Here is a 25,411-nt window from a genome sequence, read left to right as displayed (position 1 = left end):
TGATTCTTCCTCCTTTATGTATGTTCTCTAATAGATAAAGAGGTCTCCTGCATTACCGCTATGGAAATAGTAACATTGCCGCTTTTTTTCTTTGGCAGAACAATTCTCCCTCCGCCTGAAGCCAGATAAGCAGCCGGTTCACTGACACCATATGCACCGGTAAATTTAAATACAGTTTCTGATTTTTCACTCATTGGCGCTTTATTTAATTCATCCGGTGAAAACGTTGTAAATGGCCAATTATTTTTTTCGGCGAGTGATAAAATCCCCTCTTCGTCTTTTTTTAAATTAATCGACGCTACCGTTCTTATGCACCTTTTGGAAAACGAAAGCTCACGAAGTGTTTCATCCACCACTGCTTCAATCTCCCGCTCGTCTGTGCCGCGGTTGCAGCCGATGCCGATTACAATCGACTTCGGACGGTACACAACCGGATACTGAAGAGAAGCAAGGTCCTTTTCGCTCAGCAGCCGATGCGTCACAACAAGAGCGGCATGATGGGCTGTTTGAGCCGCTTCTTCTACGGATGTTACAGTTCGAATATGCTGCGGCATCGGACGAGCATGCTTCCACCAGCTCGTCTCTCCTGACTCCTGCACAACAAGCACCGGCTCTTCATTCACAACCGCTGCTGCCGCCTGTGTTAAATACTGATCGTATTCAAACGTCCAGCCGAATTCACGGCCAAACATGTCAACGGGAATCGTTTTTTGTACATCTGATGCGGTTGTAATGACCGGCCGTGCACCTGTTAATCGGGCGACTTTGTGCGTCAGCTCATTGGCACCACCAATATGACCCGATAGGACACTGATCGCATGTTCCGCCCGGTCATCAAGCACCACAACAGCCGGATCGGTTTTTTTGTCTTTTAAAATCGGCGCAATCATCCGAACAACCGCACCGAGTGAAATAATGAGCACGATGCCGTCATATCTTTCAAACATCATCGGCAGCTGCAGCCGGACAGAGCCGTCAAATAATGTAATGCCTTTTTCTTCTTCATCGCCATGACGAAATTTTGACATGTAATATAAATTTGCCTGCATGTCTTCCGCGAGCTTGCGGGCGGTTTCTGTTCCATGTTTTGTAATCGACACAATCGCAATTTTCATTTTTTCATTCCCTTTCGGAATCCATGCGTAAAGGTTTTATCATACAATTTTGACCGGTGACCGGACTTGCCAATCTCCGGGTCCAGTGCTTTTCCGGCTAAAATCATCGCCTGCTTGCGAATGCCATTTTCACGCATCACTGCATCAAGATTCCCAATGGTTGACCGAACGATTTTTTCATCCGGCCATGTTGCCCGGTATACGACAGCCACCGGCGTTTCTTCCGGCCAGCCCGCTTCAACAAGTTCACGGGTTACCTTTTTGGTCAGCGTAGCGCTTAAGAAAAAGGCGATCGTGCATTCATGCTTCGCCAAGTCTTTCAGCTGTTCTTTTTCAGGCACCGGCGTCCGTCCCTCCGCCCGTGTTAAAATCACGGTTTGCGTTACATCCGGTATCGTTAGCTCCGCACCCGCTGCCGCGGCGGCCGCAAAAACCGAACTGACTCCAGGTACAATTTCTGTTTCAACGCCTGCTTCTTTTAATAAGGCGATCTGCTCGATAATAGCACCATATATAGCGGGATCACCCGTATGAAGCCGGACAACTTTTTTCCCTTCTTTTAAGTGATTCACCATCGTCTCAACCATTTCTTCCAAATGCATGCCGGCTGTTTTCAGGACCACTGCACCTTCCTTGCAGCCGTTCATCAACTCTTCATTGACGAGTGAATCCGCATATAAAATAACATCTGCTTCCTGCACAAGCTTCAAGCCGCGGACCGTAATTAAATCAGGGGCTCCTGGTCCCGCCCCAACGATATACAGCTTCATTTTTTCTTCACCACCATTAAAGTTAAATAGTTCGGTTCCGCCCGTTCAAATTCGTCGAGTGTCCAAATGACTTCATCTTCAGACGTCACTTTTGTGACGGCATGGGCGTATTGTTCAAGCCCCAGCTCCCGAATAACACTTGAGATAAGCGCAGCCACTTTTGCCACCTTTAGAAAGATCACGCAGTCGTGCTGCTCAATCGCCTGTTTTAACGCATCCCGATCATCCGTTGCCGGAATAATCGCCACCTGTTCATCCCCGTCCGCCAGCGGAATATTTAACCGGGCAGCTGTTCCATTTACTGATGAAATGCCCGGCACCACTTCTGTTTTCACATCGGGCATTTTTTTTTGCAGCACGTTTTTCATATGAATAAATGTGCTATACAGCATCGGATCCCCTTCTGTAACGAACGCCACATTTTGGCCTGATTCCAGTTTTTCAGCCACTGCGTCAGCTGCCTTATTCCATTCGCGTTCAAGAATGAAAGGATCTTTTGTCATGGGAAACACGAGGCCGAGCATGTCCTTCTCTTTTGGATCAATGTACGCGTCAATAATTTGGCGTGCGTAGCTTTTTTCGCCGGAACGTTTTTTCGGAAATGCGATGACCTTGCTTTCCGATAAAATACGAAATGCTTTTACCGTCAATAGTTCCGGGTCGCCCGGCCCTGCGCCAATTCCATATAAAATACCTGTCATGACTGTTCCTCTTTTCTCGTCGCACAAATAATGTAGACGGGGTTTTGCGCTTCAAAGCGCGTCATGTTTAAAATCGGTTTTGACAGCGATACTTGCGCAAGCGCCATGTCGACGTCAAAGCCGGCTTCTTTAAATAGTTGATGGGCTTTTGACATGCTTTCGATCGTGACTGCATTTAACACAATCGTACCGCCCGGCTTTAACCGTTCGGCGCATGTGTCGATCAGCTTGTCCATATTTCCGGCCGTGCCGCCCATAAAAACGCAATCGGGGTCAGGAAAAGCATCAAGCCCATCCGGCGCTTTGCCGTGCACAAGAGTTACGTCCGTGCGGAATTTTTGAAAATTGGCCTTAGCATTTGTGAGATCCGGCTCATTTTTTTCAATCGCAAAAACGGCGCCATCCTTGGCGATTTTCGCTGCTTCAATCGCAATCGAACCGGTACACGTGCCAATGTCCCACACGATGCTGCTCCGGTGAATGTTCATCCGGCCAATTGTTAGAATGCGGATATCCCGTTTTGTAATCAGTCCTTTGTCCGGCTTTCGCTGGCTGAATTCAGCGTCTGGAATACCAGTTGTCCACGATTTAGCCGCACGATTTTTCTTTAATAGAACGACATTTAGCGGTGCAAACGATGCTGCCGCCATTTGTTCAAGAGTGAAATGGCGGCACCGTTCATCCGCAGCGCCAATGTTTTCCGCAACAAACGCATCGTATTCCGTCATGTGAAAATAAAGTAAATAACGGGCAATGGCATCCGGTGAATTTGTTTTATCTGTTAACAGCGCGACTTTTTCTTCCCCATCGATCTTCTGGGCGAGCCCGGTTATGCCGCGTCCGTGCACACTAATGATTTTCGCGTTTTGCCATGATTCGTTCATTCGTGCAAAAGCCAGCTGCACACTGGACGGCTGCGGGTCAATCGTTGCCTCAACACTTCCCGATAAATAAGCGCCGATGCCGTAAAAAAGCGGGTCACCGGATGCAAGCACAACCGCCGTGCGCGATTCATCCTGAAGCCTTTTTTTAAGCTCTTTCAAGTTGCCTCGTATGACAAATGTCTCTCCCTTGAAGTCAGGAAAATAAGACAACTGCCGTTCACCGCCTGCCAAAAAGCTGCTTTGGTATATACGGTCGAGCTGGCGGGGATGAAGACTGTTCGCCCCCTCCGCGCCGATGCCGATAATATGTACGTTATTCACTGTATTCCGCCTTTCCTAAAAGCTGTCCTTTCATCGCAAAGAGCAGCGTATCAACATGCATCCCGCCTCGCACTTCCCGGACGGCATTTACCGAGCAGCTGCGGCAAAAAAGCGCAAAAAAGGCCGGATAATCCGCCATCAATTCCGCTGCATGCGTCGCTGTATTGGCCCCGCGCACTTCTTCGGTTTTTTCTGGTGCAGCCCCAGCTTCTTCTGCCATGCCAGCCAAAAAATTCATATCAACCGGCGCACTTTTCGAATGCACCATCATGACGCCTTGTGCGACTTTTGAAAACTTCCCCGGCATTCCTGCCAGCGTTACTTTTTGAATGCCCAGCCGCTTGCAATGCTTTAATGTAAACCCGACAAAGTCACCCATTTCAATAAATGCTTCTTCCGGCAAATCCGGCAGATGCGCCATTGCATACTTTTCACTCCGGCCGCCTGTTGTTGCTGCAATGTGTGTACAGCCGGCGGCTACAGCAACTTCAATTGCTTTGACGATGCTTGCCCGGTACGCAGAAGTGGAAAAAGGCCGGACGATGCCGCTTGTGCCCAAAATGGACAGCCCTCCTAAAATGCCAAGCCTTGCGTTTAATGTTTTCTTTGCCAGTTCTTCGCCGCCTGGAATCGAAATAATGACCCGGACGCCTTTTCCAGCCCCGCTTTCATCCAGCAATTCGGTGACAGCTTCTGTTATCATGCGGCGCGGCACCGGATTAATGGCGGCTTCACCCGGTGCGACATCAAGACCGGGTTTGGTGGCCCTTCCGACTCCCTCCCCGCCGTCAAGGTGAACACCCGCCGCTTCCGACCAGCTTACTTCCGCGCATATCACTGCGCCATGCGTAATATCCGGATCATCACCCGCATCTTTTTTAATGCCAACTTTTACAGAGGCAGCGCTTATCTCTACAAATTCAGGTGTGAAGTGTGCCCATTGTTTGGCCGGCAAATAAATCGAAACAGATGCAGGCTGCTGTCCGGTCAGGAGCGTTTGAAGGGCTAGTTTCGCTGCCGCTGTTGCACATGATCCGGTTGTATATCCCGTCCGAAGCGGCTTATCCGGAACCGGCTTCATTTTACAGCTAAAAGCGACAGTGCATTCAGCGCTGCGACCGTAACCGTGCTGCCGCCTTTACGTCCAATATTCGTAATAAACGGAATATCAAGCTTTGCCAGCTCTTCTTTTGATTCCGCTGCTGAAACGAACCCAACTGGCATTCCGATAATTAAATCGGGTTTTGCAATTCCTTCTTTCGCCAGACGGATAATTTCTAAAAGAGCGGTTGGCGCATTACCGATTGCGTAAATGCCGCCGTCACCGAGTGCCGCCGCTTTTCGCATTGAGATAATGGCCCGTGTTAATCCAAGTTCTTTTGCTTCTTTCATCACGTCTTCATCAGAAATATAAACATGTACGGAGCCGCCAAACTGTTCAAGACGAGGCTTTGAAACACCGGACTGGATCATTTGCACATCACAAATAACACGGGTGCCCTTTTGGATCGCCCGAATGCCTGATTTGATTGCATTCGGATGAAACAGCACACTTTTGCCCAGTTCAAAATCGGCAGATGCATGGATAACACGCTGAACGACCGCAAATTCTTCTGGCGTCAAATCATGCGGGCCATATTCCTCTTCAATCATTGAAAAGCTGAGTGATTCGATTTCCATCGGTTTGACCGTTTCGGGTACAAAAGCTGTTTTAAAGTCCATTTTTGGATTCCTCCAGACGATTTAATGTGTGGATTACTTGATCAAATGTTTCGCATTGATTCGGGTAGTTGACCGGCGGACGAGAAATAACAATCGTTTCAATCCCGAGTGATACTGCCGCTTCTATTTTCTCCGCCACCGCGCCAATCGCACCGCTTTCTTTCATGACCGTTGTGGTTACGCCATAATGACGGTACAATGCCAGGTCGAATTCTTTCGTAAACGGTCCCTGCATGGCGACAATATTTTTTTGCGGCAGCCCAAGTGCAGTGCATTTTTCCATGTTGTCCATTCGAGGAAGCATCCTTGCAATCAAGCGGATATCTTCATGCGGCAGCAGCTTTTCCGTGAATATTTGCAACGTTTTACTGCCGGTCGTCAGCAGTACAACACCACCTTTATCCAAAGCCGAATCAGCTGCTTCTTCATACGTATCCACTCGCGTGACGAGCGGATGCTCTTCAATCTGTGTGCCGGCCCGTTCATAGCGGATGTAGGGAAGCCCCGCTTTTTGGGCAGCTTGAATGGCATTCCGTGATGCGTCCTCTGCAAAAGGATGACTTGCATCAACGATAGCGGTATAGCCCGTTTGTAGCAGGAGAGCCATATCATCCGCAGCCAGTCTGCCGATGCGTGCAGGAATTCGGGCTGACTCGAGCTCCGACGCCGCATTTTCGGTCACGACCGACGCCGTCACGAATCGCCCGGTTTTTTGAAGCTTCACAGCGAGTTCCCTCGCATCACTCGTACCAGCCAAAAAGAAAATCATCGAACTGCCTCTTCTTGGTCATGATGATGATCGTGATCATGGTGATGGTGGTGATGAACGCCCGCTTCAAACCGGTACTGGCACGTATCACAGTTCATTAACGGCTTGCCGCCGAGCGCTTCATCGATCCGGTCCGCAATAATTGTTTTCAGCTTTGGATGAAAACCAAAATAATCGGCCAGTGTAAATGACAACTCTGGGAATTGTGCGCGGAACAGGTCTAAGTCTTTTTCAATTCGTTTGATTAATACGCCGGTAAATAAAAAGTAAGGTAAGATGATGACGTTTTGCGCCCCAAGCTTTTTCACTTTTTCGACCGCTTCAGGAAGTGATGGCTTTGTTACACCATAAAAAGCCGGTTCCACTGTTTCAAATGACGTTTTTTCCCATAAAATACGGGCAATTTTGCACAAATCACTGTTGGCATCAGCATCGCTGCCACCGCGCCCGAGCAAGATAACAGCGTCACGCTCCCCGGCACTGTCCGGATCCACACCTGCACCCTGCAGGCGTTCCTTTAAAATAACCGAAGTTTCGTAGTGAATACCAATTGGCTTGCCATATGTAAATATCACATTTGGATACTCTTTTTTCGCTTCATCAATCGCGGCTGGAATATGAATCTTTGAATGTCCCGCCGGCAGAAGCATAAGAGGTATAAGCGCTACCTCAGTTGCCCCGCGCGCGACACACTGCTTGATCCCTTCCGCTATATCCGGACGCGCAAATTCCAAGAAGCATGTTTCGTACAAAACAAGCGGATTCAAGTCCGGCAAAAAACCTTCCACAAATTGAAGAATTTGCTGATTCCCTTCCGGATCACGGCTGCCATGTCCAACAAAAAGTACTGCTTTCATCTATTCTCCCCCTTATTCGCCGCACGGCATCGGTTCAACGTCCGGCACCGGCATATCTCGATGTATAAACCCTTCCACTTCTCCAACGCGCTTAAAATATTTGAAGAACCGCTCGTTCGGATGACCGGACTCGCGGTATTCCTCCACGATCTGCGTAAGCATCGGAACGATTTTTTCAGGCGGGATGCCTTCTGCCACATACACACCTGGGTGCGCTGTACGGCTGACCACTTTTGCGCCTAAAAATAAGTCAAATGCTCCTTTTCGGTACACAATTCCAATGTCTTCATTAACCGCACCATAGCAGGCCATCCCACACCCGTTCACGCCGATGCGAAGCTCTTTCGGTACGCTCAACCCGCCAAGATCTCTTTGCAGCTTTTCGGCTTGTGGAATTGCATCGCTTTTGTCGCCGTTACAAAAATCGCACGCCTTCACTGTGACAACATCGCCAACAGGCGCAAGTTCAAGACCAACTTCATGCAGTTTGTCAATAATCGGCGCCGGGTCGGCTGTTTCTGTTTTCAGCATAACGTAATGATGCGGCGTATATTCAATCGTCCCCTTTTCACCGGCTGCTTCTGACAATGCGATCAGCTGCTGCGGTGTAAAGTGCTTATTAACTACCCCCGGGCTGACAGCCGCTTCAAAAATCGCTTTTACTTCCGGCGGCGCATTTTTCTGCTTTTGCATCGCTGCGAGCGCCTGAAGGCCAAGCTCTTTCAGAGGCTGCTTTTTTTCTTCTTCTCCACCGTGAAGCGCCCACGGTTCATTTTCCGGACGGAGCCGTTCATGCGGGCGAAGCGGCTGCTTTTCTTCGGTCAATGTATATTTGCGTGTATAACCGCGCGGTGTGATCATGAGCCCGTCGTAAAAAAAGGTCGTCGAGTTGCCGATAATGACTGTTGTCAGCATACCGATATCGTGCTCAAGCATCTCTTCAAGCGTTGTCATAACGACTTCTTCCCGATCACGGTAGGCGCTTTTCACAAGGCCGACAGGTGTTTCCGGCTTACGATATTTCAGCAAAATGCGCTGCGCTTCTTCGATCTGTTTTGTACGCCGGCCGCTTTTTGGGTTATAAAGCGCAATGACAAAATCAGCAGCTCCGGCAGCATCAATTCGCTTTTCAATCAATTCCCACGGCGTTAAATGATCACTTAAGCTAATCGTGCATGCGTCATGCATGATCGGAGCGCCAAGCAGCGACGCGCATGAATTGATCGCAGAAATGCCTGGAATGATCTCGACTGTAATGCCGGTTTTCCGATCCCATCCTTGTTCAGCAAGCACTTCGTAAACGAGCCCTGCCATGCCGTATACACCAGCGTCCCCACTTGAAATGACCGAGACTGTTTTGCCTCGCTCCGCTTGTTTGACAGCCGCTTGCGCCCGGCTCACCTCCTCGCTCATCCCGGTCGAAATGACTTCTTTTCCGTCAATGAGTGGAGCGACGAGTTCCATATATGTTTTATAGCCAATAACATAATCACTTTCCTTCAGCGCCTGCTTTGCCCGATCAGTAATATGATCCTCGTGGCCGGGGCCGAAGCCAACAACGTATAATGTTCCCGTCATTTTTTCTCACCTTTTTCCGTTCCTTTAAATCGTCCATTCAACAGCTGCATCCTGTCTCCTGATCGCTCATATGCTATCCATTCTTTTACTGGCTGATCGTTTTGCAAATGCGAGACGACCATTTCTTTGGCGCGCTGTTCATCCATTTCAAAGTACCAGTCGGCTTCCGGATACACGACAACGACACAGCCATCTTTGCACCGCCCATTGCATCTTGTTCTTGTTGTATGAACCTGTGCATCTAACTCATGCTTTGTAATTTCATTACGAATCACCTGGGTGACTTCTTCGCCGCCTTTTCGCATACATGTCGAGCCATTGCAAATTAGCACATGTTTATTCATATTGGTTAAATTCCATGTCGCCATCTTGATCCACTCCCTTTTTTAGAAACGCAAAAAGCCCCCGCTTCTACGGCAGAAGCAGGGGCAGAAAATCGCATTGAAAGAGAGCTGGTCAAAAAAAGCCATGCGCATTCATCCCGTTCTTCCCACCGAAGAATGATGTATCAGCATTAAAAGCAGGTCTCCTGGCTTGCGGTCATTTTACTTTCGTCTCCCTTCCCGGACAAATCCAGTGGGTAATCAGACAATTTCATCACGCTTACAGTAGCGGGGGCTGCACCGGACTTTCACCGGTTTCCCTATTATCCCGGACGTACAAACTCCGGGCACTCTTAATGTTCGTATTTAGTTTTGTTGTGATTAACATTAGCAGGAAATGACTTCTTTTGACAAGCAAAAAATAAAAAAGTTTGTTTTACAAAGATAAAAAAGACCCCGTAAACGAGGTCAATTTGGAACAAAACTCATTATTCGCTGGACAACTCTTTGCCTATGAGACTATCAAACAATTTTGCCGACTTTTCTTTGTTTAATTGAACGTATTTACTTTCGCCCTCTGTAACAAGTTCCACTTTGTCTTTATTTGGACTAATTCAAAGAGCATAAACCAGGCCATTTGATTTATTTTCATCGTTCCCATCTTTAAAGTGGAATTTACAATAAGGAAGATATGCCTTAAGCACTTCTGCATTTTGCCATTCAGTGTTAGCGAGTATGCCTTTTACCTTCTAGACTTCCCCGTTATTGTTAATTCCATGTGCATGTTCATATTGATCCTCTTCACCGGCTCATTTTTCCACTATTATTTTTGTCTCTTCGTTTTTCATTTTATTTTTGGCTTCGGCTGAACAGCCTGCTATTAAAATGAAAGATACAGCAAGAAGCACCACAAAAACCTTATGTTTTTTCAGGTCCTTTTTCCCCTTTATGTGTTGAAATTTTTTCAGTTCACCATGTAAACAAAATAGCCTGAAAGAACTCGGGTTAATCGTCTAAATCTGTTTCGCCAACATGTACTTCACCCGTTGAGCCGTTCACATAAACATCCGTTTCTTTATTGCCGTCACGGATTTCAATTTCGTAATGGCCATCATCAAGCTCAACATCTTTTACTGTGCCCTTCACTTGTTTTTGAGCGGCCGCAATTGCTTCTTCCTGTGTGACCGTTACATCAGCATTTTCATTTTGGTCTTCAAAATCATCATCGTCATCCCGGTCTTTTTTCACAATGTCGCCAGAGTTTCCGTCAATTTTCACATCATAATCCTGTGTATCCACTTCATATACCGGACCAGTCAAATTCTTTTCCAATTCAATGCTTTCAACAACTGATTGTGTTTCTTTTTCAGCGATCGATTTTGCTTCTTCCATCGTCAATTTCGCGTCAAGACCGGGTACTTCCGCTTGAATTTTGTCGTTTTGCACGCCCCATAAAACACCGCCGCCTAAAAGCCCTGCTGTTAAGAATCCGCCTGCAATCGTTGTTTTTTTCATCATTGTTTCCTCCTTCTTTTTCTTTCTTGCTTATATAATAGCCAGGCAAAATGAGAAAAAAGGGAGGAGAAAATGAGAGTTTCATGAGAATGTTAATCGTCCCACGAAATTGATATAACGTCACCGGAAACCGCATTGACCTGTACGGTCGCTTCTTCACCATTTTCTGCGTCAATATCAACAATATAGGAGCCGGCTTCTTCTTCATCCCCCAGCTCCACCTCATCAATCACACCCGGTACTTGCTTTAAAGCGATTTGTCCAGCTTCCTCCGGTGTCAGCTGTCTTGTTGTGTTTTCTGATCCTTGTTTCGGTTCTTTAGAAGGTGCTGCTTCCTGATTCGTGCGGGTCATTCCACTCAGTTCACCTGTTTCGCTGTCAACGGCCACTTTATATTCACCTTCTGCGACTTGAATCATATAAACAAATTGACCGTTTTCTTCTGTTGATTTGATCACTGTCCCGTTATATTGCTGCGCGAGTTTTTCACCAGCTTCCGCCATTGTAACGTCCGGCTGCCGGAATAACTGATATAGAAAAAAAACAGCAGCAGCCGCGACAGCAAGGATCAATACGATCAACATTTTCTTCATTTTCTTTCCTCCTGTTTTTCTTTTAGTGTACGGGAGGAAAATGAGAATTCGCTAAGAGTCAGGATCACAGTCGTGCCCATTCCTTCCTCACTTTCAATTCGGATACCCGCGTCAATGACAGCAGCCAATTCTTTTGCAAACGACAGCCCGAGCCCAAACCCGCCTGTTTTGCGTGACCGTGCTTTGTCGACCCGGTAAAACCGGTCAAAGACTTTTTCAAGATCAGAGGAAGGAATGCCAATCCCATAATCGATGATACGAATTTTCATCCTTTTCACTTCGATGTGAATATCATCCTCAGAATATTTACGTGCGTTATCGAGAAAAATATATAGTAACTGGCGCAATTTAGCCCTGTCCGTTTTCATGCTGAATGGATCAATAATAGTGATCTCTACGTGCCGGCCATACGCTTTTTCAAAAGAGCCCGCTGCTTCTTCAACAAATCCAGGAATGTCGACTGTTTCCACGTTCATGTCCCATGTTTCTCCGCGTCTGGCGAGTGTAAGCAGCTGCTGTGTCAGCTCTTTCATGCGAATGGCTTCTTCATGAATCGCTTCGACTGATTCATCAAACAAATCCGGCCGGTCTTTGCCGCGCCGCCTCAATAAATTCGCGTATGATTCGATTACTGTCAGCGGTGTTTTCAATTCATGAGAGGCGTTTTGAACAAACGATTCCTGCTTCTGGTAATTTTCCCCCAGCAAGTCCATCATGTCATTAAACGTGCGCGCCATGTCTTGAAGTTCATCGTGGCGTTTTTCATTTGTTTCAATCCGTTCGTACGTGCCGCTTTTTTGAATGCGGCGCATCGTTTGTGTCATATCTTCAACCGGATTTGAAATAATGGCGCTGAGCATACGTGCAGAGATAGCAGCGGGAATAACCGCTAAAAAGGATACCACGATGAGAACAATCCGCAAAATATCTAAAATACGGTCAGTCGCCTGCAAATTTTCCATCAGCTCAAGTGATGCCACTTCCCCACCGCGCCAAATGACAGGGAGGGAAACACGCGCATAACGTGATGAATGTTCTTCAACGACCGTTTGCTGCTCTGACGTTTCAAAAACTGCTTCCCGTTCACGGAGTGCCGCGGCATTTGGCGATACGGAGACTCCGTCCACTGTGCCGTCCGACAAAACAACTCTCACCATGCCATCTGCTGGTGCGTATGCCCTGAGCAAATCACTGCTTACAATCGATTCAGCCGGGTTCGATACGCCACTGGTGATCCGCGCCGCATCCGCCGCTGTCCTCTCGACATCCGCTTCTTTGAGCATAATGGATGCTGCCGCATAAATGGCTGTATTCATCAGCACAACAATTGCGATGAGCAGTACGCTCGTCCCAAGATGGATTTTATTTTTCAGCTTCATGATTCTTTCAGCACGTAGCCGACGCCGCGCACCGTATGAATAAGCGGTCCATCAAACGGCTTGTCAATTTTGTTCCGCACGTAACGGATGTAAACGTCGACAACATTTGTGTCTCCATAGTAATCATATCCCCACACTCCGTCCAAAAGCTGCTCTCTCGATAAGACGTGCCGCTTGTTTTTCAGTAAATAAACGAGCAAATCATATTCACGTGGCGTCAAATCAATTAGTTGGCCGGCACGCTTTACTTCCCGCGATTCTTCGTTAACGGCTAAGTCCGCTGCTGATAAAGAAGCACTTTGGACTGTTGTGCGGAGTGCTGCCCGAATTCTGGCTAACAGTTCATCCATATCGAACGGTTTTGTTACATAGTCACTGGCGCCAAGATCAAGTCCGTCCACTTTATCGGCCACATCGTCTTTCGCCGTCAGCAAAATAACCGGCACACTGCTTCCTTGCCGGATTCGCCGCAGCACCCCCATGCCATCCAGCCCTGGCAGCATGACATCGAGCAGTACAAGATCAAATGTTTCTTCTCGAAATGCGGAAAGCGCATCCAGCCCATCCAGCACTTTTTTCGTCTCATAACCTTCATGCTCAAGCTCAAGTTCTAACACGCGGGCAATTCGTTCTTCATCCTCTACAATCAAAATACGCTGTCTGCCCACTTATTTCGCCTCCGGACCAAATTTGCCGGATTGATAGTCAAGAAACGCTTCCCGGATTTCTTGCTGTGTATTCATGACAAACGGACCATGTGTGATGATTGGATCTCCATGCGGTTTGCCGGAATAGATCAGCACTTTAGAACGTGCTTCTGATTTGATTTGAATGTCATGCCCTTTCGTTAATAGTGCGGCTTGTCCTTTTTCCAACACTGTTTCATTTTCGCCAAAAGCACAGCGGCCGCCAAGCACATAAAAGAATGCAGTATGATCCGCTTCGAGTTTGTGTGTATACTGTTCACCGGCAGGCAGACTGATTTCAGCCATCGTGAACGGAACCAGCGGCTTCATCGGCCCTCCATTCCCTGCAAAAACACGAACTTGCGCCGGACCGATTTTTGTTACCGGTACATTTTCTGAGTAAATATCCTGGTAAAACGGTTCAGACTGTTTCAATGACGCCGGCAAATTCAGCCAAAGCTGGAGTGAATGAACGATATCCTCTGCGACGGGCTCTTCAGCATGGCGCGCGCCTGAACCGGCATTCATGTATTGAACGTCACCCGCGCTAAGAATGCCTCGGCCCCCTTTATTGTCAATATGCTCAAGACGGCCGTCAATAACGTATGTGATCGTTTGAAAACCTTTATGTGGATGATCACCGAATGTGCCCCGTTTAAACCAATCTTCCGCCAGTAAAATAAATGGATCAGCTTCCTCTATCATGTCCGGAGGCAGAACAAAGGCCTGCTGAACGTGCGGAAACCCTCTTTCATTAAATTGAATCGTCCATGACTTTTTGATCTCAGCCATTTTGACATCGCCCCTTTCGTTCTTTTTATTATCGTTGTGCTGCCACTTTTTGTCCAAAAAAAGACGATCTGTATGGGATCGTCATTACTCTCTAAAAAAATCATGTATAAGCATCATGAGGTCTTCGTTATGCGGAATGGTCTTGGCAACTGTTTCAATGATGAGCCGGCGAGGCGCCTGTTCCCTTATTTCATCCTGTAAAAATGCAAGGAGCTCTTCTGTACGCTCATCGGTTTTTTTTTGCATCGTGCCGATTTTTTGCATAAGCCGGCTTTTTTTTCGTTCTCGGATAAGAGTCTCTTCCGGCTGCCATTTTTCAAGCAGCTGCGGATCAAGAAGAGAGTCGTTTGTTATCACAATTTCCTCAACAGCTGCATCCACCCGTCGCATCGCATACGCGATAATGTCGTCCACCTTCACATTTCCTTCTACTGCCATGACGAAATGAATCGTATTTTGAATAATTCCGAACACCATTACGGCAATATCGACCGAATAAGGACGAACCCGTTCCCCGTACACTTCAACGAATCGTCTTTGCATCCAGCGCAGCTCATTGAAATGGTTCTGTTTGACAAACTTTTTCAAATCCTCGTCTTCTGATACAAATACACCTTGAAACAAAGCAAACAAATTATTTTCTTTATTCACTTCCATCTTCACTTTTACTTGTTGAATAAAAACACTTTTATCATGAATGGGACGCCCGGCAATCACTTCGGCGCGGCGCTCGTCCGCTTCAAAATTTATTTTCTCAAAAATACTGATCAGCAGCTCATTTTTTGACGGAAAGTAATTATAAAACGTTCCTTTTGAAATACCGCTTTGATCTAAAATATCCTGAACAGATGTTGCGGCATACCCTTTTTCGACAAAAAGGGCATGCGCAGCGTTCATTACGTTCTTTTTTCGTTCGTTCAATGGATTGCACTTCCTCTTTTTGAACTATCGGTCTATTTTGAGAATAAAGTAAAAACCCTTTCATTTCAAGCCTCTAAAATAAATCTTCATTTAATTGTTGATTTTTTTATACTATCGGTATATTATAAACACCTGTTAGAATAACAGTATAAAAATTATACTCATAGTATGTAAGAGGAGGATTTATTTTGAATACGCAAGGAACGATGGAAAAACCGCCGTATGCAATGATTGCCATTTTATTTGTCGGCGCGTTTGTTTCTCTTTTAAATGAAACGCTTTTGAATGTAGCACTTCCGTCTATTATGAAGGATTTCGATGTTTCCGCGTCAGCCGTGCAGTGGCTGTCCACCGGCTATATGCTCGTCAATGGCATTTTGATTCCAGCCAGTGCGTTTTTCATTCAAAAATTCACGAACCGGAATTTGTTTATTACCGCGATGATTTTATTTACGGCAGGCTCTGTTCTCGCGACACTTTCACCGACATTTGGTGTGTTGTTGGCCGCTCGGATGATTCAAGCGTCTGGCTCCGCGATTATGATGCCGCTCTTGATGAACGTCATGCTGGCAAGCTTTCCAGTTGAACGCCGCGGAGCAGCGATGGGGATTTTTGGGCTTGTCATGATTACAGCACCCGCGATTGGACCAACACTTTCCGGCTGGCTTATTGAGCATTATACATGGCGTACTTTGTTTGATGTCGTGATTCCAATTGCGGCGATTACGCTGATTTTCGCTTTCTTTAAACTGAAAAACATTACCCCACAGCGAAATATTTCCCTTGATGTTTTTTCGCTTATTTTATCCAGTATCGGATTCGGCGGGATTTTGTATGGGTTCAGCTCTGCAGGTGAAAAAGGCTGGGATTCGGTTCACGTTTATGGAGCGATTGCCGCTGGTGTCATCGGCCTTGTTTTGTTCGTTTTGCGCCAAATGAAGTTAGACGAACCGCTGCTTGAATTCCGGATTTATAAATATCCAATGTTCGCTCTTTCATCCGCAATTTCTGTTGTTCTCGCTATGGCTATGTTTTCCGCGATGCTATTAATGCCGATTTATGTGCAGACGATTCGCGGCATTTCCCCGCTTGATTCCGGTCTTCTCATGTTGCCGGGCGCGATCGTGATGGGAATTATGTCACCGATCACAGGCATTTTATTTGATAAAATCGGTGCACGTATTTTAGCCATCATCGGATTATCTCTTACTATTTTAACGACGTTTATGTTCAGCAACTTAACGATGGATACATCGTACGGCTACATCATGTTTATTTACACACTGCGTATGTTTGGCATGTCGATGGTGATGATGCCGGTTATGACAAACGGCTTGAATCAGCTCCCACCAGCAATGAATCCGCACGGCACTGCGATGAACAATACACTTCAGCAAGTGTCCGGTGCAGTCGGATCTGCTTTCCTTGTGACACTTATGCAGAATCGGACCGAATCTGCAGCTGAGCGGCTTGCCGAATCAGCAGCGGGAGATCCTTCTGCTATGGCCAATATTGCCAATGAAGCCATGCTGAACGGAATCAATTTTTCGTTTACTGTCTCTGTATTTATCGCGATCGTTGCGCTTGTGCTCGCATTCTTTATGAAACGAGTGACTCCTTCAGAGAAGCCAGTCAAACAGCAGCAAGCCACGGGTTAAAAGTTAAAAGGTTGGTCACGACGAAAAATCGCCCTTTGCCGCTAACGGCAAGGGCGATTTTTCTTATCGTATAACTTTTGACAAGCTGTTAATGATGCCGGTATGCATGCCTTCATGGAACGTGACAAACTGAAGAACAGCTTCGACGGTTGTCATTTCAAGCGGCCCAATTTTGACCGATTGAGATGCATTGTCGCCGAGTTTTGCGGAAAAATGCCGTTCAATACGCCCCATTTGTTCATGCAGAGCGCTTGTAATTTCTTCTTCTGATGGCACTTGCGCCGGCCAGTCGGATGGACGTGTCCCAGTTGCAAATAAAGCGCCCCATTCTGGATTTGCCACTTTATACGCATCATCTGCCAGATGTAAGAATCCTTCTGCAGATACAAAAATATGGCCTGCATTCCAGTGAATGTTGTTCGAAAACGAACCAGGCGTCTCATTCCATTTTCCTTCTGGCGCCTTAGCCAACGTGCCAAGCGCAGCATTTCTCGCAAAAATATATTGTTTAATCGACTCCATCAAAACTCCTCCTAATACTTCAAATCTTTTTTATCTTATCACAAACCATACTCCCGGCACTTTTCATAAAGCTTCGTTTTGCCGATTCCGAGCAGCCGGACCGCTTCGGTTTTGTTTGCCGATTGCTCAAGTGCAGCTTCAATCGCTCTTTTTTCCGCTGCCTGAATCGTTTGTTTTAATGGCAAAACGGCCATCGTTTGTCTGGCTGCAAGACTGTTTGTTTTATATAAAGGTTCTTCCTGCAAATAAAGCGGCAAATGGTCAATCCGAATCGCCGTACCTTCCATTACGTTTACAGCCCTCTCTAAAACGTTTTCCAGTTCACGAATATTGCCTGGCCAGCTATGAAGCATAAGCCTATTTTCCGCTTCTTTTGAAAGGGTGATCGACGGGCGGTCAAATTTTTTTGACAGCTTTTCTAATAGAATGGCTGCACCGGTAATACAAATTTTCACGAAATCCTCCCCGTCTTACCATTTCTTCCAAATCTCTTCTTCAATTTGTCTGATATTTAAGCCTTTACACTTCAACCGAAAAAAAAAAGCCGTTAGAGGATCCGGACAGGCTCCTATAACGGCTTTCAATATCGTATTATTTTCCAATAAACATTTGTGTCCAGTGACCATCGACATAGCCGACACCAATGTGTGTAAAGTCAGCACTTAAAATATTTTTCCGGTGTCCATCGCTGTTCATCCATGCTTTCATAACCTCTTCAGGTGTCTGTTGGCCTTTAGCGATGTTTTCGCCGGCTGCGTTGTACGTGATGCCAAATTGCTTCATCATGTCAAATGGAGATCCGTATGTTGGAGATTGGTGAGAAAAGTAGCCTTTATCTTTCATATCCTGAGATTTCGCACGAGCCACTTCACTAAGCTTTGTATCCAACTCCAATGCTTTTAATCCCGCTTTTGCACGTTCTTCATTGACAAGTTTAGCAACTTCTTGTTCAAAAGCATTAACTGATTTAGCATTAGTTGCTGTTTGGGCTGGTTGTGCCTGTTGCGGTGCTGCCTCAGCTGGTGCAGGCGTTTCCTGTTGCTGTGGCGCTGCCTTAGCTGGTGCAGGGGCTTCCTGTTGCTGTTGTGCTGCTACCGGTTGCTGAGCAACTGGGTTTTTCACCTGATAAGTGTATTTATATGTTTTATACTGAACTGTGTTTGCGACGTTGCAAGTCGGCGCTGCTGCTTCCGCTTGTCCTGCTGTAAATAGTCCAACGGAAATTAAACCGGCCATTGCGGCGATGCGGATATTTGCTTTCATAGTAGTAAAACCTCCTGCGTTTTTAAGTTCTGCCCGGGCTGCGTGATTACTATATCCCGAAACAAACCGCACCCGCAATAGATTTCACGATGGAAAATGATAGACTCATTTCATAATGGTAGTTTCCTTATTTGCCCATGCTACTCAGTCCATACACAGCAGGCGCTTCAAGATATCAGAAAAAGAGACTGCCAAACGAACGAAATAAAAGCGTAATTATAGCAACATAACTGTTACAAGGAAGTATTTTCATCAATATGAAAAAAATAATAACGAATGCCGGATGTGTGGGCTGGCGACGTTGTGTAGCTCCAATGACGATTTCGGCTGTTGGCTGTATGGGCGTTGACGAGCGGGACACCTTTATGATTGCTCACAACAACGGCTGCATGATCCATTCGTCCGTCTCCATCAAAATCATAAATAATAACATCTCCCGGCAGAAGTGTTTCAGGTGACGATTTTCTTGTTGCCTTTAATCCACTCTTTGATCCTTCTAAATACCACCTGAGTGAATGGGCAACACTCCAGCTGAAGCTCCACGTGCCGCCCCCAAGCCACCAGCCTTTCGTTCTATCTGGATATTCTCTCATCGGAGCACCGCCAGCTAACAAACATTGCGATACAAAATTGGTGCAGTCCACCGCGAACGATGGAAAAGCCGGATTATGGCTGTTCCACCACTTGTGCGCATAATGGACAGCTGCTTCGCGATTATACATGGCCATCCCCCCTTAAAGCATCATATGCTAAAAAAAGCATAGAAAAACCGGCCTGATTAAATCAGCCCGGTTTTGTTCACTTATAGGGTAACTCACAACGTTCAGTAGATGAAAACTCAATTCATCTCACTTTAAACCGCCGCGGTATAATTAATTCCACATTATTGTTTTTGATGTACCTAAACGACCTAAGCCCTGCCTTCTCTTAAGTCCTTGCAGCTCCGAAGCTGCTCCAGTGTGAATAAGTCTAGTCAACACTAGCAGAATGCCAGAATTTTATTAAAACGTTCTAAGTTACGATCTCTCAATGAATTTATATTATATCACCTGTTTCAAAACAAGTCAACACTAAAGTTATTCTCTAAAACCTAGACGATTTGAGATGTCCTTTCCTGCTTGAATCATGCGTTTTTGCAGTGGAAGGAGACGCTCATCGGTCATACGCAGTGTCGGTCCGGAAATGGACACAGCTGCGGCCACCGCCCCATTATGATCAAAAACGGGCGCGGCGATGCAGCGGATGCCTGGCTCGTTTTCTTCAAGATCCAGGGCATAACCATCTTTCTTCACATGTGCAAGCTCCTTTAAAAAAGATTCTTTCGTTGTAATCGTATGCTCCGTGTGAATCGGCAGCCCTTTTCTGTCTAAAATGTCAATCACTTCTGTTACAGGCAAATGAGCCAAAATGGCTTTGCCGACAGATGTGCAATGAACCGGCGCCCGCTTGCCAACTTTTGAATGCATCCGCAGCGCTTCGTATCCATCAAGCTTCTCAATGTAAACAACTTCCCCGCGGTCATACACAACGAGGTGGACAACTTCATTCGTTTCGGTTTCAAGCTGTCGCAGAACGTCCTGTGCCTCCGCCCTTACATCAAGTGAATCGAGCAGCTTTGAGCTGACGTCCAAAAACGCATAGCCGATCCGGTAACGGCCGGTTTCTTTTTGCTGCTCAATATAGCCATATTGCTCGAGCGTGGCGAGTGTCCTGAATACCGAACTTTTATTAATGTCCATCTGATTCGCAATTTCCGTTACGCCAAGCCCTGTTCTAGACGCACTGACAAGCGCGACAATGTCGAGCGCGCGCGCAACGGACTTTACCATATTTTCTCTTTCCACCCAGTTCACCTTCTTTCGAACAAGAAAAGCCGGCCGCAGCCAGCTCTTTCTTAAGATTTGATGCTGTATTTTTCTTTTGCTTCGAGCCGTTTTTTATGCAAAATCGGTTCCGTATAGCCATTTGGCTGTTCGTATCCTTTAAAGACAAGATCACACGCGGCGCTAAACGCGACTGAATCCTCATAGTTCGGCGCCATCGCCCGGTAGCCGGGATCTCCCTCATTTTGCTCATCAACAACTTTCGCCATTCGCTTCATCGTTTGCATTACTTGTTCTTCTGTGCAAATGCCATGATGCAGCCAGTTGGCTACGTGCTGGCTTGAAATACGGAGTGTCGCCCGGTCTTCCATCAGCCCGACATCATTAATATCCGGCACTTTCGAGCAGCCGACACCTTGCTCCACCCAGCGGACAACATAGCCTAAAATGCCCTGTGCGTTATTATTAAGCTCCTGCTGAATCTCTTCCCGGCTCCAGTTCGGCTCTGCAACAATCGGAATGTTCAAAATATCATCGCGGAAGCTGGACGGATTTTGGTTTAACTCCTTTTGCACGTTAAACACATGGACATCATGATAATGAAGCGCGTGTAAAACCGCCGCTGTCGGTGACGGCACCCACGCTGTATTGGCGCCAGCTTTCAGGTGGCCGATTTTTTGTTCAATCATATCCGCCATCAAATCAGGCATCGCCCACATTCCTTTGCCGATTTGCGCGCGGTGCTGGAATCCTGCGGCAAGACCGTTTGCAACGTTCGATTTTTCATAGGCTGTCAGCCATGTTGATGTTTTCATGTCGCCTTTTTTCATCATTGGGCCAGCTTCCATTGAGGTGTGCATTTCATCCCCTGTCCGGTCCAGGAAGCCCGTATTGATAAAAACAATTCGATTTTTAACCGCAGCGATGCAATTTTTCAAATTAAGCGAGGTGCGCCGCTCTTCATCCATAACACCGATTTTCAGCGTATAGCGCGGCATTTCGAGCAAATCCTCCACGCGGTCAAACAATTCATTGGCATACGCCACTTCCTCAGAACCATGCATCTTTGGTTTTACGATATAAATGGAACCTTTTCTTGAGTTAGATAGCGCAGGAGTGCCAAGTGCAGCTTGTTTCGCAATCGCACTGGTGATGACACCGTCCAAAATGCCTTCAAAAATTTCATCGCCATTTTCGTCTAAAATAGCATTGTTCGTCATCAAATGACCGACATTTCGCACAAACATCATGGAACGTCCATGCAATGTAAACGTTTCTCCATCTGCTGATGTATAGATGCGATCCGGATTAAGCGTCCGGCTTAAACTTTTGCCGCCTTTTGTGAATGTTGCAGATAAATTTCCCTGCATGAGGCCGAACCAATTTTTATAGACAAGCACTTTATCTTCCGCATCTACCGCTGTAACGGAATCTTCACAGTCCATAATGGTTGTCACGGCCGCTTCCATTAAAATATCTTTCACGCCAGCCGGGTCTGATGCACCAATCGGATGGTTCGGATCCACCTGTATTTCAAAATGAAGACCATTATTTTGGAGCAAAATACCTGTTTCCGCCATTCCTTTTAACTGACTTGGATCTTTAAGTGTCGTCTGGCCATTTTCAAACGAAATGGTCAACTGCCCATCTTCCACACGATAGCCTGTTGCATCCTGATGCGATCCATTCGAAAGCGGAGCGGCCTGATCTAAGAAGCGGCGCGCAAAAGCGATAACTTTTTCACCACGAACCGGATTATAGCTTGCAGATTTCTCCGCACCATCCGCCTCAGAAATCGCATCCGTTCCGTATAACGCGTCATAAAGACTGCCCCATCTTGCATTCGCCGCATTTATCGCATAACGGGCATTATTAACTGGTACAACGAGCTGAGGTCCGGCTTGGATGGCAATCTCTTCATCTACATTTTCAGTCGCAATTTTAAAATCATCCACTTCTGGTTCTAAATAACCAATTTCCTCTAAATATGTTTTGTATGCTTTAAAGTCAAATGACTGCTCTTTATGCCAGTCGTTTATTTTCGACTGAAACTCGTCCCGCCGCTTAAGCAACGCACGGTTTTTCGGTGATAAGTCTGATACAAGGCTGCTAAACCCTTTCCAAAATGCTTCCTGCTCCACCCCTGCCGCAGGAATCACACTGCTATTCACAAAATCAAACAACCGTGAATCCACTTGTAATGAACCTGCCTTCACATAATTCCCCATGTAAAACATCCCCTTTGTTTCGTATTACGCAACAGCGTTTCAAAAATGTTATAAAAAAAGAGTAGCATGACTTTCAGAAAATTTCAACTAATTTCCGAAAGCCCTTTTTTCATTTTTTCCACATTTTCATAACAATCGGATACAGCTTCACCATCGCAAAAAACACAATCAACCATACAATGATTTGAAAAACAAGATCGTTCATGTCCACATTCTCCTTTGTTATTTAGTATAACAAAAAATCCGACATATTTTAACATATGAAGGTCCAGCCTAGTCACTTGCCTATTTGGCGGACGAATTTCAGCGGTCTATCCTTCAATTTAAGTTAAAATGAACAAGTAATTGTATCAGAAATACCCAAAGTGTGAGATAATAGATAGGATTGACCAACAAACCCGGGGGTGACGTTAATGTCTTATTACAGCAAAAACCGTACGGAGCCATTGCCAAACGTTGATATCGCGACGTGGGAATGCACGTCGGATGGCTGCAAAGGCTGGATGAGAAAAAACTTTTCAGAAGATGATTCACCGTCGTGCCCATTTTGCGGAAGTGAAATGGAGAACGGAACCCGGCTCACGAACTCGCTGCAAAACAATACGTTTCGTAAACCGGCAGATGCCGAACAAAAAAAAGCGTGATTCCACATGGGAATCCGCTTTTTCTTTTTAGACGAGCGCTTCAATAAAAAACCAGCCAATCATGATCAACTGAATGACAATTTTGGCGAATGTTCCGCTTAAAAAAGCAACCAGTGTCGCATACGCTACGAGAAATGCCTGCTTTACGTTTTTCAAAATGATCAGTTCTACGACGAGGACCGCAATGAACGGGACGACGATAATGCCAAACGGCGGAATAATAAACGAACCGGCAATAAGTGCGATCACCGCCGTCCACTCGCCCCATTTTGATCCGCCGTATTTTTTCACAAAATAACTATTAGAAAAAAAATCGGCCAAAAACATAAGAATGGTTAAAAAAAGCATTCCAATCCAAAAAACGATGGATAATTCTTCGCGGCTAATGCCAACATAATAAAGACCGAACCCTGCCCATAAAACAAGCACAGACGGTACAATCGGAAAAATGAAGCCAACAAAGCTTGCAATAAACAATAAAATAATGACGATCCAAATGAAAATAGACATACACAATCCCCTCTTCTCTGTTATGATAGCATTGTACCATTATGCAAAAGAATAGGAAGTGATTCACATTGATCAATATTGAGCTGCCACAGGCTGACTACATTTTGACAAGAAAACGAAACCCGGAAGATACGAGCGAAGCGGCGATTGCCCGGGAATACGGATTTACTGATTATCATAAAATCCCACGCGATAAAGCGGGCGTGTTTATGTTTTACGATGCACAGGACCGTCTTTTATTCGTCGGGAAAGCACGCAAGCTGCGCATGCGGATCCGCAAGCATTTCGAAGACAACGTATCCGACATTAAAAACCATCGCGATGATGTGCATAAAATTGTGGTACTCGTAGTCGACGATCCAATGGAACGGGATATTTACGAAACGTACATCATTAATACGCTGGAAGCGAAATACAATACAGATAAAACATTTTTTCGTTCATAATGATGTAGCCGGCTGCTTAAAGCCGGTCTTTTTTTATGTAATAGGCAATTGGATTTCAACCGTTGTCCCTTTCTCTGCTTCACTTGAAATGTTCAATTCGCCGCCATGGCTTTCAATAATTTTCATGCACGTCATGAGACCGAGACCGGTTCCATTTTCTTTCGTTGTATAAAAAGGCTCACCAAGCTTCGGTATATGCTCGGCCGGAATACCAACTCCTTCGTCAATAACGCGAATCGTAATAAAGCGGCTTCTCCGCCTCATTTCCACACTGATCACCCCGCCGGCCGGCATTGCTTCAATTGCATTTTTCAGCACATTGAGAAAAACCTGCTTCAACTGGTTTTCTTCACAATAAAGAGGCGGCAAGTCCGGTTCAACCTCCAAATTGATTCGAACATTTTCCATTGATGCCTGTGATTGAATTAAAGCGACGACATCTTCCAGGATCGCTGTGACAGCCTGCTTTTTATATACAACATCTACTGGTTTTGAAACGCCTAAAAGCTCACTCACGATAAGATTGATTCGGTCCAGCTCAGTCATCATAATTTCATAATAATCATCCCTATGTTCACCTTGCATGCGCGACAATTGAAGAAACCCTTTAATCGATGTGAGCGGATTTCGAATTTCATGGGCAATCCCTGCCGCAAGCTGGCCTACTAACGCCAGCTTCTCAGATTTTTGCACGAGCTGGGCTGTTTGCGCTTTTTGAGATGTTAAATCTTTTACGATCGACAAGACAGCTTTTTTTCCTTGAAAAGTCATAAATAACGAAGAAACGCCACATGGCATGACGCGTCCATCAAGACATGTTAATTCTTTTTCTGTATTCATTACCGGCGTTTTTTCCTTATATATTTGTTCAATATGCTGTATCGACAGCTTTTGATCATCCGATTTGATAAATGCGTAAATCGATTTCCCGATTAATTCTTTTTTTCCGGAAGCAGCCAGCAGTCCCTCTCCCGCTTTGTTGACGTACAAAACCGTTTCGCCTTCATGAATAAACACCGCTTCCGGAAGCAGTTCCACCAATTGCCGGTAGCTTTCCGCACTTTCTTCCCGACGCTTTCCCTCCAGCTTGACCAGATCGTATTTCCAGCCTAATAAATAAGCGAGACTAGTCACTACGATAAAATCAACCAGTTCTTTTTCAACGCGTTCTTTGAAAATGAGAAGATGAATGAGTGTTAATACGACGGAGGCAGCTACCATCACAATTCGTCCTATGTAAATCATATTTAGCCCCTTTTAATAGGATTTGATCAAAGAATGATTTTACGCGATAACCAGTCAAAAACCTACCGTTTTCGTTCGTTAAATCTCGACATGTTTGTAAGGTTTTCAGAAGTTTTGTCGAACGAGTATAATTGATGGCGGCTTTT

Annotated in this window: 27 protein-coding genes and 1 riboswitch; of the genes, 3 read left to right on the top strand and 24 right to left on the bottom strand. The window is 45.9% G+C overall.

The features are described 5' to 3' along the window. Positions 1–14: 14 nt before the first annotated feature. From NLX67_RS05225 to NLX67_RS05150, 16 genes are all read right to left on the bottom strand, one after another. Complete coding sequence (locus tag NLX67_RS05225) at positions 15–1,115, bottom strand: cobalt-precorrin 5A hydrolase (protein WP_254310649.1); 1,101 nt, start codon at positions 1,113–1,115, stop codon at positions 15–17. Continuing rightward, positions 1,112–1,885 carry a precorrin-4 C(11)-methyltransferase gene (gene cobM / locus NLX67_RS05220; protein WP_254310648.1) on the bottom strand — a complete coding sequence of 258 codons (774 nt, stop codon included), beginning with the start codon at positions 1,883–1,885 and terminating at the stop codon, positions 1,112–1,114. Before cobM ends, NLX67_RS05225 begins: the two co-directional genes overlap by 4 nt. Then, complete coding sequence (gene cobI / locus NLX67_RS05215; protein WP_254310647.1) at positions 1,882–2,586, bottom strand: precorrin-2 C(20)-methyltransferase; 705 nt, start codon at positions 2,584–2,586, stop codon at positions 1,882–1,884. Before cobI ends, cobM begins: the two co-directional genes overlap by 4 nt. Beyond that, positions 2,583–3,791: a precorrin-6y C5,15-methyltransferase (decarboxylating) subunit CbiE gene (gene cbiE / locus NLX67_RS05210; RefSeq protein WP_254310646.1), complete on the bottom strand. Its 1,209-nt coding sequence runs from the start codon at positions 3,789–3,791 to the stop codon at positions 2,583–2,585. The genes cobI and cbiE overlap by 4 nt, the downstream gene beginning before the upstream one ends. After that, positions 3,784–4,872 carry a cobalt-precorrin-5B (C(1))-methyltransferase gene (locus tag NLX67_RS05205; RefSeq protein WP_254310645.1) on the bottom strand — a complete coding sequence of 363 codons (1,089 nt, stop codon included), beginning with the start codon at positions 4,870–4,872 and terminating at the stop codon, positions 3,784–3,786. The genes cbiE and NLX67_RS05205 overlap by 8 nt, the downstream gene beginning before the upstream one ends. After that, entirely contained in the window at positions 4,869–5,513 is a 645-nt protein-coding gene (locus NLX67_RS05200; protein WP_254310644.1) for a precorrin-8X methylmutase, read from the bottom strand. Before NLX67_RS05200 ends, NLX67_RS05205 begins: the two co-directional genes overlap by 4 nt. Next, positions 5,503–6,282, bottom strand: a complete 780-nt coding sequence (gene cobK / locus NLX67_RS05195) for a precorrin-6A reductase (protein WP_254310643.1) — start codon at positions 6,280–6,282, stop codon at positions 5,503–5,505. The genes NLX67_RS05200 and cobK overlap by 11 nt, the downstream gene beginning before the upstream one ends. Then, the gene (locus tag NLX67_RS05190) at positions 6,279–7,139 is read right to left on the bottom strand and encodes a sirohydrochlorin chelatase (protein ID WP_254310642.1); all 861 of its coding nucleotides are present in this window, start codon (positions 7,137–7,139) and stop codon (positions 6,279–6,281) included. The genes cobK and NLX67_RS05190 overlap by 4 nt, the downstream gene beginning before the upstream one ends. A gap of 12 nt (positions 7,140–7,151) precedes the next feature. Next, complete coding sequence (gene cobJ / locus NLX67_RS05185; protein ID WP_254310641.1) at positions 7,152–8,717, bottom strand: precorrin-3B C(17)-methyltransferase; 1,566 nt, start codon at positions 8,715–8,717, stop codon at positions 7,152–7,154. After that, positions 8,714–9,085 carry a (2Fe-2S) ferredoxin domain-containing protein gene (locus NLX67_RS05180; RefSeq protein ID WP_254310640.1) on the bottom strand — a complete coding sequence of 124 codons (372 nt, stop codon included), beginning with the start codon at positions 9,083–9,085 and terminating at the stop codon, positions 8,714–8,716. The genes cobJ and NLX67_RS05180 overlap by 4 nt, the downstream gene beginning before the upstream one ends. A gap of 134 nt (positions 9,086–9,219) precedes the next feature. Next, positions 9,220–9,410: riboswitch (cobalamin riboswitch) on the bottom strand. Positions 9,411–10,045: 635 nt separating this feature from the next. Beyond that, complete coding sequence (locus NLX67_RS05175; protein ID WP_082091514.1) at positions 10,046–10,558, bottom strand: PepSY domain-containing protein; 513 nt, start codon at positions 10,556–10,558, stop codon at positions 10,046–10,048. An 89-nt stretch (positions 10,559–10,647) separates the two neighbouring features. After that, complete coding sequence (locus tag NLX67_RS05170) at positions 10,648–11,148, bottom strand: PepSY domain-containing protein (protein ID WP_052728427.1); 501 nt, start codon at positions 11,146–11,148, stop codon at positions 10,648–10,650. Continuing rightward, positions 11,145–12,527, bottom strand: a complete 1,383-nt coding sequence (locus tag NLX67_RS05165) for a sensor histidine kinase (protein WP_254310639.1) — start codon at positions 12,525–12,527, stop codon at positions 11,145–11,147. The genes NLX67_RS05170 and NLX67_RS05165 overlap by 4 nt, the downstream gene beginning before the upstream one ends. Continuing rightward, on the bottom strand, positions 12,524–13,195 hold the full coding sequence (locus NLX67_RS05160) for a response regulator transcription factor (protein WP_046179774.1): 672 nt from the start codon (positions 13,193–13,195) through the stop codon (positions 12,524–12,526). The genes NLX67_RS05165 and NLX67_RS05160 overlap by 4 nt, the downstream gene beginning before the upstream one ends. Continuing rightward, a complete protein-coding gene (locus tag NLX67_RS05155) occupies positions 13,196–14,005 on the bottom strand; it encodes a pirin family protein (protein ID WP_254310638.1) in 810 nt (269 codons plus the stop codon). 84 nt (positions 14,006–14,089) lie between these two features. Further along, positions 14,090–14,926: a TetR/AcrR family transcriptional regulator gene (locus tag NLX67_RS05150; protein WP_046179776.1), complete on the bottom strand. Its 837-nt coding sequence runs from the start codon at positions 14,924–14,926 to the stop codon at positions 14,090–14,092. A 206-nt stretch (positions 14,927–15,132) separates the two neighbouring features. Here NLX67_RS05150 and NLX67_RS05145 point away from each other — a divergent pair, with 206 nt between their 5' ends. Then, entirely contained in the window at positions 15,133–16,584 is a 1,452-nt protein-coding gene (locus NLX67_RS05145; protein WP_254310809.1) for a DHA2 family efflux MFS transporter permease subunit, read from the top strand. Positions 16,585–16,647: 63 nt separating this feature from the next. Here the strand turns inward: NLX67_RS05145 and NLX67_RS05140 are convergent, their stop codons facing one another. The 6 genes from NLX67_RS05140 to NLX67_RS05115 all read right to left on the bottom strand — a co-directional run bounded on the left by NLX67_RS05140 (position 16,648) and on the right by NLX67_RS05115 (position 22,420). Continuing rightward, a complete protein-coding gene (locus tag NLX67_RS05140; RefSeq protein ID WP_254310637.1) occupies positions 16,648–17,106 on the bottom strand; it encodes a DinB family protein in 459 nt (152 codons plus the stop codon). 38 nt (positions 17,107–17,144) lie between these two features. Continuing rightward, positions 17,145–17,561 carry an AAA-type ATPase lid domain-containing protein gene (locus NLX67_RS23000; RefSeq protein WP_254310636.1) on the bottom strand — a complete coding sequence of 139 codons (417 nt, stop codon included), beginning with the start codon at positions 17,559–17,561 and terminating at the stop codon, positions 17,145–17,147. A 136-nt stretch (positions 17,562–17,697) separates the two neighbouring features. Then, positions 17,698–18,369, bottom strand: coding sequence for a CAP domain-containing protein (locus tag NLX67_RS05130; RefSeq protein WP_254310635.1), 672 nt, complete (start codon positions 18,367–18,369; stop codon positions 17,698–17,700). A gap of 233 nt (positions 18,370–18,602) precedes the next feature. Beyond that, entirely contained in the window at positions 18,603–19,091 is a 489-nt protein-coding gene (locus tag NLX67_RS05125; protein ID WP_254310634.1) for an amidase domain-containing protein, read from the bottom strand. A 354-nt stretch (positions 19,092–19,445) separates the two neighbouring features. Beyond that, positions 19,446–20,213 (bottom strand): IclR family transcriptional regulator, encoded by a 768-nt coding sequence (locus NLX67_RS05120; RefSeq protein WP_254310633.1) that lies wholly within the window; start codon positions 20,211–20,213, stop codon positions 19,446–19,448. A gap of 50 nt (positions 20,214–20,263) precedes the next feature. After that, on the bottom strand, positions 20,264–22,420 hold the full coding sequence (locus tag NLX67_RS05115) for a malate synthase G (RefSeq protein WP_254310632.1): 2,157 nt from the start codon (positions 22,418–22,420) through the stop codon (positions 20,264–20,266). A 413-nt stretch (positions 22,421–22,833) separates the two neighbouring features. On the opposite strand from NLX67_RS05115, the gene NLX67_RS05110 reads away from it, so the two are divergent. After that, positions 22,834–23,064, top strand: a complete 231-nt coding sequence (locus NLX67_RS05110) for a cold-shock protein (protein WP_046179782.1) — start codon at positions 22,834–22,836, stop codon at positions 23,062–23,064. A 27-nt stretch (positions 23,065–23,091) separates the two neighbouring features. Here the strand turns inward: NLX67_RS05110 and NLX67_RS05105 are convergent, their stop codons facing one another. Continuing rightward, positions 23,092–23,574, bottom strand: coding sequence for a DUF456 domain-containing protein (locus NLX67_RS05105; protein ID WP_046179783.1), 483 nt, complete (start codon positions 23,572–23,574; stop codon positions 23,092–23,094). Positions 23,575–23,642: 68 nt separating this feature from the next. Between NLX67_RS05105 and NLX67_RS05100 the strand changes: the two genes are divergently transcribed. After that, a complete protein-coding gene (locus NLX67_RS05100) occupies positions 23,643–24,020 on the top strand; it encodes a nucleotide excision repair endonuclease (RefSeq protein WP_254310631.1) in 378 nt (125 codons plus the stop codon). 33 nt (positions 24,021–24,053) lie between these two features. Here the strand turns inward: NLX67_RS05100 and NLX67_RS05095 are convergent, their stop codons facing one another. After that, positions 24,054–25,265: an ATP-binding protein gene (locus NLX67_RS05095; protein WP_254310630.1), complete on the bottom strand. Its 1,212-nt coding sequence runs from the start codon at positions 25,263–25,265 to the stop codon at positions 24,054–24,056. Positions 25,266–25,411 lie beyond the last annotated feature (146 nt).

It is taken from the genome of Domibacillus sp. A3M-37 (genome assembly GCF_024213455.1).
Classification (GTDB): domain Bacteria; phylum Bacillota; class Bacilli; order Bacillales; family Domibacillaceae; genus Domibacillus; species Domibacillus tundrae.
This window is presented reverse-complemented; position numbering and strand designations above follow the sequence as displayed.

Coding starts and splice junctions, on each gene's coding strand:
- NLX67_RS05225 (WP_254310649.1), bottom strand. CDS start 1,115: ATGAAAATTGCGATTGTGTCGATTACAAAACATGGAACAGAAACCGCC.
- cobM (WP_254310648.1), bottom strand. CDS start 1,885: ATGAAGCTGTATATCGTTGGGGCGGGACCAGGAGCCCCTGATTTAATT.
- cobI (WP_254310647.1), bottom strand. CDS start 2,586: ATGACAGGTATTTTATATGGAATTGGCGCAGGGCCGGGCGACCCGGAA.
- NLX67_RS05205 (WP_254310645.1), bottom strand. CDS start 4,872: ATGAAGCCGGTTCCGGATAAGCCGCTTCGGACGGGATATACAACCGGA.
- NLX67_RS05200 (WP_254310644.1), bottom strand. CDS start 5,513: ATGGACTTTAAAACAGCTTTTGTACCCGAAACGGTCAAACCGATGGAA.
- cobK (WP_254310643.1), bottom strand. CDS start 6,282: ATGATTTTCTTTTTGGCTGGTACGAGTGATGCGAGGGAACTCGCTGTG.
- NLX67_RS05190 (WP_254310642.1), bottom strand. CDS start 7,139: ATGAAAGCAGTACTTTTTGTTGGACATGGCAGCCGTGATCCGGAAGGG.
- cobJ (WP_254310641.1), bottom strand. CDS start 8,717: ATGACGGGAACATTATACGTTGTTGGCTTCGGCCCCGGCCACGAGGAT.
- NLX67_RS05180 (WP_254310640.1), bottom strand. CDS start 9,085: ATGGCGACATGGAATTTAACCAATATGAATAAACATGTGCTAATTTGC.
- NLX67_RS05175 (WP_082091514.1), bottom strand. CDS start 10,558: ATGATGAAAAAAACAACGATTGCAGGCGGATTCTTAACAGCAGGGCTT.
- NLX67_RS05170 (WP_052728427.1), bottom strand. CDS start 11,148: ATGAAGAAAATGTTGATCGTATTGATCCTTGCTGTCGCGGCTGCTGCT.
- NLX67_RS05165 (WP_254310639.1), bottom strand. CDS start 12,527: ATGAAGCTGAAAAATAAAATCCATCTTGGGACGAGCGTACTGCTCATC.
- NLX67_RS05155 (WP_254310638.1), bottom strand. CDS start 14,005: ATGGCTGAGATCAAAAAGTCATGGACGATTCAATTTAATGAAAGAGGG.
- NLX67_RS05145 (WP_254310809.1), top strand. CDS start 15,133: ATGGAAAAACCGCCGTATGCAATGATTGCCATTTTATTTGTCGGCGCG.
- NLX67_RS05140 (WP_254310637.1), bottom strand. CDS start 17,106: ATGGAGTCGATTAAACAATATATTTTTGCGAGAAATGCTGCGCTTGGC.
- NLX67_RS05130 (WP_254310635.1), bottom strand. CDS start 18,369: ATGAAAGCAAATATCCGCATCGCCGCAATGGCCGGTTTAATTTCCGTT.
- NLX67_RS05125 (WP_254310634.1), bottom strand. CDS start 19,091: ATGTATAATCGCGAAGCAGCTGTCCATTATGCGCACAAGTGGTGGAAC.
- NLX67_RS05115 (WP_254310632.1), bottom strand. CDS start 22,420: ATGGGGAATTATGTGAAGGCAGGTTCATTACAAGTGGATTCACGGTTG.
- NLX67_RS05110 (WP_046179782.1), top strand. CDS start 22,834: ATGTCTTATTACAGCAAAAACCGTACGGAGCCATTGCCAAACGTTGAT.
- NLX67_RS05105 (WP_046179783.1), bottom strand. CDS start 23,574: ATGTCTATTTTCATTTGGATCGTCATTATTTTATTGTTTATTGCAAGC.
- NLX67_RS05095 (WP_254310630.1), bottom strand. CDS start 25,265: ATGATTTACATAGGACGAATTGTGATGGTAGCTGCCTCCGTCGTATTA.